The sequence below is a fragment of the Acidocella sp. genome (assembly GCF_036489515.1).
GTDB lineage: Bacteria > Pseudomonadota > Alphaproteobacteria > Acetobacterales > Acetobacteraceae > Acidocella.
In genome coordinates, this window is record NZ_DASXFO010000084.1 from 1 (window position 1) to 9,596 (window position 9,596).

At 64.2% G+C, this 9,596-nt stretch carries 8 protein-coding genes and 1 pseudogene; all 9 read left to right on the top strand.

Going from position 1 to position 9,596, the window contains the following annotated elements:
- Nucleotides 1-202 precede the first annotated feature (202 nt).
- Entirely contained in the window at nt 203-718 is a 516-nt protein-coding gene (locus VGG47_RS12485; protein ID WP_331539032.1) for an adenine phosphoribosyltransferase, read from the top strand.
- Between the two features lie 51 nt (nt 719-769).
- On the top strand, nt 770-1,813 hold the full coding sequence (locus VGG47_RS12490; protein ID WP_331539034.1) for a hypothetical protein: 1,044 nt from the start codon (nt 770-772) through the stop codon (nt 1,811-1,813).
- Nucleotides 1,814-3,229 (top strand): DNA repair protein RadA, encoded by a 1,416-nt coding sequence (radA, locus tag VGG47_RS12495; protein WP_331539036.1) that lies wholly within the window; start codon nt 1,814-1,816, stop codon nt 3,227-3,229.
- A complete protein-coding gene (locus VGG47_RS12500; protein WP_331539038.1) occupies nt 3,226-3,792 on the top strand; it encodes a CvpA family protein in 567 nt (188 codons plus the stop codon). Before radA ends, VGG47_RS12500 begins: the two co-directional genes overlap by 4 nt.
- Before the next feature lie 254 nt (nt 3,793-4,046).
- On the top strand, nt 4,047-5,495 hold the full coding sequence (gene purF, locus VGG47_RS12505) for an amidophosphoribosyltransferase (RefSeq protein ID WP_331539040.1): 1,449 nt from the start codon (nt 4,047-4,049) through the stop codon (nt 5,493-5,495).
- The gene (gene crcB, locus VGG47_RS12510) at nt 5,495-5,899 is read left to right on the top strand and encodes a fluoride efflux transporter CrcB (protein ID WP_331539041.1); all 405 of its coding nucleotides are present in this window, start codon (nt 5,495-5,497) and stop codon (nt 5,897-5,899) included. Before purF ends, crcB begins: the two co-directional genes overlap by 1 nt.
- A 255-nt stretch (nt 5,900-6,154) precedes the next feature.
- Nucleotides 6,155-8,371, top strand: a complete 2,217-nt coding sequence (locus VGG47_RS12515) for a TonB-dependent receptor (RefSeq protein ID WP_331539042.1) — start codon at nt 6,155-6,157, stop codon at nt 8,369-8,371.
- Between the two features lie 237 nt (nt 8,372-8,608).
- Nucleotides 8,609-9,265, top strand: a complete 657-nt coding sequence (locus VGG47_RS12520; protein WP_331539044.1) for a response regulator transcription factor — start codon at nt 8,609-8,611, stop codon at nt 9,263-9,265.
- A 4-nt stretch (nt 9,266-9,269) separates the two neighbouring features.
- Nucleotides 9,270-9,596: pseudogene (locus VGG47_RS12525) on the top strand (hypothetical protein); the annotation flags it as partial.

Consider the following 9,596-nt stretch of genomic DNA (forward strand, 5'->3'; position numbering starts at 1 on the left):
CTGCAACGCCGGCCGGAAAAGGTGCGTTCCTTCTTTCAGGCGGCTGATGTCCGATATGCCGCATGACGAAGAGCGTGATACCTATTTGGCGGCCGGGTTAGTAATAAAGTTTTTTTGCTACTTTTTGTTCACAAAAAGTAGCCTTCCCCTTCGCTTCCCCTTGCGGCTTTGCCGTGCCGAGCGGGTCGGCTATAGACGCCACATGGACCTGAAAGAACACATTCGCGGCGTTCCGGACTTTCCGAAGCCTGGGATCTTTTTTTATGACATTTCCACCCTGCTGCGGAATGCCGATGCCTGGCAGGTGGCGATGGGCCGTCTGGCCAATGTCGTGCGTGCCTACCATCCGACCGTGCTGGCGGGGGTTGAGAGCCGTGGCTTCCTGTTGGCGGCGCCGCTGGCGCTGAAGCTGGGTTGTGGCTTCGTGATGCTGCGCAAGCGCGGCAAGCTGCCCGGTCCGACCGTGGGCTATGACTATGACCTGGAATACGGCACCGACCGGATCGAGATCCAGGCGGACGCCGTCGAGAAGGGCGCGCGGGTCGTGGTGGTGGATGATCTTCTGGCGACCGGCGGCACCATGGCGGCCGGCATCAAGCTGCTGCAGAATGTCGGCGCCGAAGTTGTGGCCGCCGCGGCTTTGATCGAGCTGACCTTTCTCGAAGGGCGCAAGAAGTTCGACGTGCCGTTCGAGGCGCTCGTTCAGTACGACGAATAAGATGACGCGTCAGGGCGCGATGGCGTGTTATTCTGAGGGAATGGGCCACCGATGAAACGCCGGCAGATTTTAGGCGGCCTCGCCGCGGCGCTGGTGCCGTGCGGGTTCGCGTCCGCGCAGGTGGTGACCGGCGCGCTACCTTTGACCTTGCTGGAAGCCGGACCCGCGGGCGACCGGATCAGCCGCTGGGGCAATGCCTGCGCGCTGGCGATGACAGGCAGTTTCCCCGGCGACCCGGTGATCAGGACGCAGGCTGTGGGTGGGCTGGACGGCGTGACCGGCGCGAACCAGTTGGACACGCTGGTGATACCGGACGGAAGAACCGCGGCGATCGTACCCGGCGCCGCGCTGACCGCCTGGCTGACCGGCGACAGCCGGGTGCATTTCGACCCGACGCGCTGGGTGCCGCTGATGGTCGGCTGCAATTCCGGCGTGCTGGTGGTGCGGCTGCCGAAGGGCGCTGCGCCGGATCTGCAGACTCTGCGGGCCATGGCCCCGCTGCGTCTGGCGGCGTATCAGCCCGAGAGCAATGATCTCGCGGCGCTGCTGGCGCTGGCGCGGATGGGCGTGTCGATGGCCCCGGTTTTCGGCTTGCGCGACAGCACGGCGAAGGCCAGCGCGTTTCTTTCAGGCGAGGTGGATGCGGTGTTTCTGGCCGACGAAGGCGTGCCGGAGGACGTGGCGCCACTGACCGCTGGCGGCGGTGTGCCGGTGTTCTGTCTCGGTGCCCTGGCCCCGAATGGCGCGCTCACCGGCGATCCGCTTTTCCCCGGCCTGCCGGATGTGCACAGCTTCGGCAGCAGCGACACGGCGTTTCTCGATAGCGCCTTCCGTGCTGCGGCAGTGGCGGCGCGGACCGATTTCCTGCTCGTGCTGCCGCGCCTCAGCGATCCGAACAAGGTGGCGCAATGGGGCCAGGCGGCGAATGCCGCGATCGCCAGCCCCGCCCTCGCGGCCGCGGCGAGCGCCAGCTCGATCACGCTGCAGGCGGCGCCGGTGGCGCAGGCCTCGCTCGCCGTGCTGGGGCAGGTCGGCGCCGGGCAGGCCGAGCTGCAGGGGTTTCTGGCGAAAAATTTCGGCTGGCAGCCGAGCTGATTGGCAAAGCCGGCGAAAAGTTTCGCATGCTCAGCCTGCGGCGGCGCCTTTCCGAAATGGGCGGGGCGCTGCGAGGCGTGCGGCGAATGGAACACGCTGGAGGAGCAGGTGCCGTTGCAGGTGCTGCCCGGCGGCATGAAGCCGAACCCGGCGCGGGCCGGCAAGATCGAATTTTTCGGTCTCGCGGGCCTGACGCCGCCGCCCCCGCGCGTGCCCACCACGATCGAGGAGTTCGACCGCGTGCTGGGTGGCGGGCTGGTGCCGGCCTCGGTGGTGCTAGTCGGCGGTGATCCGGGCATCGGCAAATCCACGCTGCTGCTGCAGGCGGGCACGGCGCTGGGCATGGCGGGCCGGCGGGTGGTGTATATTTCCGGCGAAGAATCTGTCGATCAGATCCGCATGCGCGCCGCCAGGCTGGGGCTGACCGAGGCGCCGATGGCGCTGGCGGCGGCGACCCAGCTCGGCGACATTCTCGCCAGCCTGACGCAATTTCCCGACGCTGCCTTGGTGGTGATCGACTCGATCCAGACGATGTGGACCGACGGCGTGGATTCCGCGCCGGGCAGCGTGACACAGGTGAGGGCGGCGGCGTTCGAGCTGATCCGCGCGGCCAAGACGCAAGGCTTCGCGCTGATGCTGGTGGGGCATGTGACCAAGGAGGGCAACATCGCCGGGCCGCGCGTGCTGGAGCACATGGTCGACGTGGTGCTGCATTTCGAGGGCGATCGCGGCCACCAGTTCCGCATCCTGCGCGGCATCAAGAACCGCTTTGGCGCCACCGACGAGATCGGCGTGTTCGAGATGACCGGCGCGGGGCTGTCCGAGGTGGCCAATCCTTCCGCGCTGTTTCTCGCGGAACGGCGCGGCAATGTCGCCGGCAGCGCGGTGTTTGCGGGGCTTGAAGGCTCGCGGCCGGTGCTGATGGAGATCCAGGTGCTGCTCTCGCCCAACCCCGGCGGCTCGCCGCGGCGCTCGGTGATCGGCTGGGATTCCGGGCGGCTCTCCATGCTGCTGGCGGTCCTGGATGCGCGTTGCGGGCTGAAGCTGGCGATGAACGACGTGTATCTGAACGTCGCGGGGGGCTTGCGCATCACCGAGCCGGCGGCGGATCTGGCGGTGGCGGCGGCGCTGATTTCCGCCGCGTCGGACGTGCCGACCGATCCCTCGATGGTGTTTTTCGGCGAGATCGGCCTCTCTGGTGAACTGCGCCAGGTGGCGCAGGCGGAACTGCGGCTGAAGGAGGCGGCGAAGCTCGGCTTCGCCCAGGCCGCGAGCCCGAAGCGCGTGGCCGGCGGGGCGGCGCGGCTGTCGGTGCCGACCAGTTTGAAGCTCGTTGAAATTGGTCACCTCACAGATCTGGTGGGCGTGGCCACGTCCGGAGTAAAACGAGCGGTGCAGAGCAAGGAGTCCTCATGACCTGGGTCGATGGCGCGGCGCTGCTGATCGTGATCCTTTCAGCGGTGTTCTCCATGGTTCGCGGCTTTGTGCGCGAAGTTCTGGGCGTGTTCGCGTGGGTGGGTGCGGCGTTTGCGGCGCTGCGCTTCTATCCGCTAGTGCAGCCTTACGTGAACAGCGTGCTGCCGATGAAGAATCTGGTGGTGTATGTCTCGATGGGGGCGGTGTTCCTGGTCACGCTGGTCGTGCTCAGCGTGGTCTCGGCGCTGATCGGCGGGATGGTCCGGGACTCGGCCCTGTCGGGGCTCGATCGCAGCCTGGGCCTAGTATTTGGCGTGGTACGTGGGGCGGTGATCGTCTGCCTAGCCTATATCGCACTCTCGGTCGGCGTCGATCGGGCGCAATGGCCGGCGCCGGTGGTGAATGCGCGCTTTCTGCCCTGGGCGCATGAAGGGGCGGTGGCGCTGGTCTCGTATCTGCCGCGTCAGTACCAGCCGGAGGTGGCGCCGCTGTCCGGTGCCGCGACGCCGAGTGCTGCCACGCTGATGCAGACGCCGGTGGCAGGCAGCGCATTGGCGCATTAAGGCAAGCGAAGGCCTGCTTTTTGTGAACAAAAAGTAGCAAAAAAACTTTGCTATGCTGGGCCATGGGCGTTGTCCCCGACAATGCCCATGGCCCAGCATAGTAGAAGTTTTTGCGCCGCTTTTTCCAAAAAGCGGCTGCTTCCTTTCCGAGGACAGCGCGCTGCAAACGTGCCATAAGCTGGCCGCGCTCGACATAAGACTGTCACACGTCTAGGGAGAGCGTGGCGGTTACCGGATAAGGGCAGGGCTCAATTTTGATCGATGATGACAAGCCGCATGAGGAATGCGGCGTCTTCGGCGCATGGAATGTGACGGACGCGGCGGCGATTACGGCCTTGGGCCTGCACGCCCTGCAGCATCGTGGCCAGGAGGCCACCGGCATTGTCACACATGACGCCGTGCGTTTCCATTCGCACAAGGGCCTCGGCCTGGTGGGCGACAATTACGGCGATGCCAAGGTCATGGCAGGGCTGCCGGGGACGCGGGCGATTGGCCATAACCGTTATGCCACCACCGGCGAGACGGTGCTGCGCAACGTGCAGCCGCTGTTCGCGGAATTCGAATTCGGCGGCCTCGCGGTCGGCCATAACGGCAACCTCACCAACGCGCACACGCTGCGCAAGGCGCTGACGCGGCGCGGCTGCCTGTTCCAGAGCACGATGGACTCGGAAGTCTTCGTGCATCTGATCGCCATCAGCCTGTATGCGAATGTGATTGACCGGCTGATCGATGCGATCAAGCAGGTGGTAGGCGCCTATTCGCTGGTGGTGCTGACCAACGAGCATCTGATCGGCGTGCGTGATCCGCTCGGCGTGCGGCCGCTGATCCTGGGGCGCACGCAGAATGCCGATGGCAAGGCCGGCTGGGTCCTGGCTTCCGAGAGCTGCGCGCTGGATATCGTCGGCGCGGAATTCGTGCGTGACGTCGAGCCGGGCGAGATCGTCGTGATCGACGATGCCGGGGTGCGGAGCGTCAAGCCGTTCGGCGTGCAGAACCCGCGCTTCTGCGTGTTCGAATACATCTATTTCGCCCGTCCGGATTCGGTGATGGAGGGCACGTCCGTCTACGCCGCACGGAAAAAGATCGGCGCGCAACTGGCGCATGAGGCGCCGGCGGATGCGGATATCGTGGTGCCGGTGCCTGATTCCGGCGTGCCGGCGGCGATGGGTTTTGCCGAGGCGAGCGGGATGAGCTTCGAGCTTGGCATCATCCGCAACCATTATGTCGGCCGCACCTTCATCGAGCCGACCGACCAGATCCGCCATCTCGGCGTGCGCCTGAAGCATTCGGCCAACCGCGCGGTGCTCGAGGGCAAGCGCGTGGTGCTGGTGGATGATTCGATCGTGCGCGGCACCACCAGCCAGAAGATCGTGGAAATGGTGCGCGCGGCCGGGGCGAGGGAGGTGCATATGCGCATCGCCGGACCGCCGACCACCCATTCCTGCTTCTATGGCATCGACACGCCGGAGCGCGGCAAGCTGTTGGCGGCGCGCAACGATGTCGCGGCGATGGCCAAGCTGATCGGCGTGGACAGCCTGTCCTTCATTTCCATCGACGGCCTGTACCAGGCGCTCGGCCGGGCGGGGCGGGATCCGAAGGCGCCGGCCTTCTGCGATGCCTGTTTCACAGGCGACTACCCGATCGCGCTGACCGATGCCGAAGCGGGCGATCCCCAGAGAACCCTGCTCGCCGAGCTGGGTTGATGCCGTATCTCTGGGTGGCGATCGGCGGGGCCATCGGCAGTGTCGCGCGGTTCTGGCTCGGCAATGCGATGGCCGTGGCGGTGGGTGCGGCGTTTCCCTGGGGGACGCTGCTGATCAACATCCTGGGCTCGTTCGTCATCAGCTTCTTCGGCGGGCTGACCGGCATGGGGCATCGTTTCGCGTTGCCCTATGAGGCGCGGATTTTTGTCACCGTCGGCGTGTGCGGCGGCTTCACCACCTTTTCGTCCTTCAGCCTGCAGACCGTGGAACTGGCGCGCACCGGGCAGCCGGGGCGGGCGGCGCTGTATGTCGCTCTGTCGATGATCATCTGCCTGGCGGCCTGCGCTGTGGGCGTCTGGGCGGCGAGCGCGATCAACCAGTCGGTCGGCGCGCGCGCTGCGTAAGGAAGCAGCCGCTTTTTAAAAAAAGCGGCGCAAAAATTTTTGTTATGCTGGGCCATGGGCTGTGTCAGCGACAACGCCCCAGGACCAGACTCATAAAGTTTTTTTGCTTCTTTTTGTTCACAAAAAGAAGTCTTGCCTTTCTCTTGCCTTTTCCTGCGTGTGACCGCTTGTGTCTGACAAATGTTATAATATAACATAGCATAACATTTTTGTCAGGACGCCAAAAACCGGCGTTTGAGATCAACAGGGGTTCTTATGACGCCGACGCGGAAGATGCTGCTGCAATCGACTTTTCTTGTCCTGAGCGCCGGGGGGCTGGGGATTCTGCCGGCTGCGGCGCAGACCGCGCCGGTGGCGCCGACGGAAGTTTCGCTGGGCGATGGTGCCGCTACGCCGACCATGGTCCGCGAGGTGAAGGTGGCGGAGAAACTCAACGCCGCGCGCAGCCAGATCGAGACTAACCTGGGGGCAACCAGATATAACCTCAGCCACAAGGCCCTCGAGTCGATCCCGCAGGCGGATAACGCGCCGTTGAACGACGTGGTGCTGCAGGCGCCCGGCGTGGCGCAGGACAGTTACGGCCAGATCCATGTGCGCGGCGACCATAACGAGGTGCAGTACCGGCTGGACGGCGTGGAACTCCCCGAAGGGCTCTCGGTGTTCGGCCAGGTGTTGGAGTCGCGCTTTGCGCATTCGATGTCGCTGATCACCGGAGCGTTGCCGGCGGAATATGGATTTTTGCAGGCGGGCGTTGTGGATATCCAGACGAAATCGGGCTCGACCGATCCGGGCGGTGAGATTTCCATGGAAGGCGGTTCGCGCGGTTACCTGCAGCCGAGCTTCAGCTATGGTGGCGTGGCGGGGAACACGGATTATTACTTCACCGGGGATTTGCTGCGCAACCCGGTCGGCATCGAGAATCCGACCGGCAGTTCCTCCCCGCTTCACGATGTTAGCGACCAGTACCATTTCCTCGGGCACATCTCGACGATTTTAAACCCGACCACGCGGGTGAGCCTGATCGTCGGCATCTCTAACGAGGAATTCCAGATCCCCAACAATCCGGGGCAGACGCCGGTGTACACGGTGAAGGGCGCCACCGCCGCCAATTATAACAGCGCCGACCTTAATGAATATCAGCGCGAAATCACCGATTTCGGCATTCTCTCGCTGCAAAAATCTTACGCTACGGTCAATGAGCAGATTTCGCTCTATTCGCGCTATAGCAGCCTGAACTACACGCCCGATCCGATCGGCGACCTGGTGTTCAACGGCATCGCGCAGACGGCCGACCGTTCGATCTTCTCGAACGGCGTGCAGAGCGACGGCAGCTGGCGGATCAACAACGCGCATACGCTGCGCTTCGGTTTCCAGTTCGAGGCGGATGCGCTGAATGTCACCACCGCCTCCACGGTGCTGCCGGCGGTCCCCGGCGCTTATCTGCCCTCAGGCATGCCCGAGGCGGCCTCGGATACGCCGTTGCCAACGATCTACCAGGGCCAGCAGAAGGTCGGTACGCTGTATGGGCTCTACGTGCAGGATGAGTGGAAAATCCTGCCGCGGGTAACGATCAATTACGGCGCGCGCTTCGACGGCGTGAACGAATACACCTCGGCGACGCAGCTCAGCCCGCGCGTGAACGTGGTGTGGAACGCGACTGACACGACCACGCTGCATGCCGGCTACGCGCGTTACTTCACGCCGCCGCCGTTCGAACTGGTCGGCGGGAACACGGTTGCGGCCTTCAACAACACCACGGCTGAGTCGGCTTCCAGCCAGGACAGCACGGTGAAGCCGGAGCGGGATAATTATTACGATGCCGGCGTGCAGCAGATGCTCTCGCCGTACCTGCAGGTGGGGCTGGATGCCTATTTCAAGACCGCCACGGATCTGATCGACGAGGGGCAATTCGGGGCGCCGGTGATCCTCACCGCCTTCAATTATGCGAAGGGTCAGGATAGCGGCGTGGAACTCACCGCCAGCTACGATCGCGGCCCGTGGTCGATCTATGGCAACCTCGCCTACTCGCGCGCGATCGGCAAGGATATCGACACCGCGCAATTCAATTTTACGGCGCAGGAACTGGCCTATACCCAGGACCACTGGATCTATCTCGACCATGACCAGACCGTGACCGGCTCGGGCGGCATCGCCTATACGCTGAATGCGAAAACGCGGAACCCGACTTTGTTTTCCGCCGACCTGGTTTATGGCAGCGGTCTGCGCTCCGATTTGACGACCGCTGAGGAGACCATTCCGAACGGCGCGGAGGTGCCAGGCTATTACACGGTGAACGGCTCGATCGTGCAGCAGCTGAACTTCGCCGGCTGGCACGGTGCCTCGGTTCGGCTGGATGTCCTGAACCTGCTCGATCGTACTTACGAGTTGCGCACCGGTAGCGGTGTCGGCGTGTTCGCGCCGCAATACGGGCAGCGGCGGACCATTCTGGTGGGCTTCTCGCAGCGCTTCTGATAGAGGAAAGCAGCCGCTTTTTGAAAAAAGCGACGCAAAAACTTCTTCTATGCTGGGCCATGGGCGTTGTCGTAGACCACGCCCATGGCCCAGTATAAAAAAGTTTTTTTGCTTCTTTTCGTTCACAAAAAGAAGCCTTCCGTGCGCTTTCCTTCGCTGCTGATCCCCGGGCCGTGCTCGGCTTTCAGCGGTGGCGGATGTAAGAGGGCCCATGCTTGTAAGAGCCAGGCCTGAATTATGAGGATTCTGCTGGTCGAGGACGAGCCCGACTTGGGCGCCGCAGTGCAGGAGCATGTGCGCCAGGCGGGGCATGCGGTGGATTGGTTCCAGACCTTGGGGGCGTCGGGTGCGGCGATGCGCACCGTGGCCTACGACCTGCTGTTGCTGGACCTGCAACTGCCGGACGGAAGGGGGCTGGATTTTTTGCGGGCGCTGCGGGCGCGGCGAGACGCCATTCCCGTGGTGATTCTGACCGCGCGTGATCAGATCAGCGACCGGATCGAGGGCTTGAGCGCCGGGGCCGACGATTATCTGGTGAAGCCGTTCGATCTCAATGAGTTGATCGCCAGGCTGAATGCCGTGGCGCGGCGCTATTTCGGCACCGTGGCGACGGCGCAGCAATTCGGGTCGGTGGAGCTCGAGCTTGAGGCGCGCTTGGCGCGGCGGGATGGGGCCGAGGTGGAGCTGACGGCGCGCGAATGGGCGGTGCTGGAGGTACTGGTGCGCCGGCCCAATGCCACCGTGTCGCGCGAGCAGATCGAGGATGCGCTCTATGCCTTCGAACAAGAGATCGAGAGCAACGCGATCGAGGTGTATATCAGCCGGATCCGGCGCAAGCTCGGGCGCGATTTCGTGCGCACCGCGCGCGGCCTTGGTTACCGGATCAGGAGTTGAGACGATGATGGGGCGCAGCCTGGTTTCGCGGCTGATCTGGCTGTTGGCCTCGGCCATGGCGGTGTTGTGGCTGCTCGGCAGCGTCACCGCCGGCCTGTTGACCGTGTTCGAGGTGAACGAGCGGCTCGACAATGCGCTGGTCGAGATCGCGCAGCGCCTGCTGCCGGCGACCGTGGACGCGCTGAGCGCTCCGCAGGTGATGGACGACAGGGCGCGGCAGCTGGTCTTGACGCTGAACTCGAAAGCCTTGGCCTATCAGATCATGGCGCCGAACGGGTGGGTGGCGCTGCGCTCGGAAAACGCCCCGGCGGCACCGTTCACGACGGCGTTC

Excerpts from the sequence above, each read along its gene's own strand:
- VGG47_RS12500 (WP_331539038.1), top strand. The coding sequence starts at position 3,226 with ATGACCTGGGTCGATGGCGCGGCGCTGCTGATCGTGATCCTTTCAGCG.
- VGG47_RS12485 (WP_331539032.1), top strand. The coding sequence starts at position 203 with ATGGACCTGAAAGAACACATTCGCGGCGTTCCGGACTTTCCGAAGCCT.
- crcB (WP_331539041.1), top strand. The coding sequence starts at position 5,495 with ATGCCGTATCTCTGGGTGGCGATCGGCGGGGCCATCGGCAGTGTCGCG.
- VGG47_RS12520 (WP_331539044.1), top strand. The coding sequence starts at position 8,609 with ATGAGGATTCTGCTGGTCGAGGACGAGCCCGACTTGGGCGCCGCAGTG.
- VGG47_RS12515 (WP_331539042.1), top strand. The coding sequence starts at position 6,155 with ATGACGCCGACGCGGAAGATGCTGCTGCAATCGACTTTTCTTGTCCTG.
- VGG47_RS12490 (WP_331539034.1), top strand. The coding sequence starts at position 770 with ATGAAACGCCGGCAGATTTTAGGCGGCCTCGCCGCGGCGCTGGTGCCG.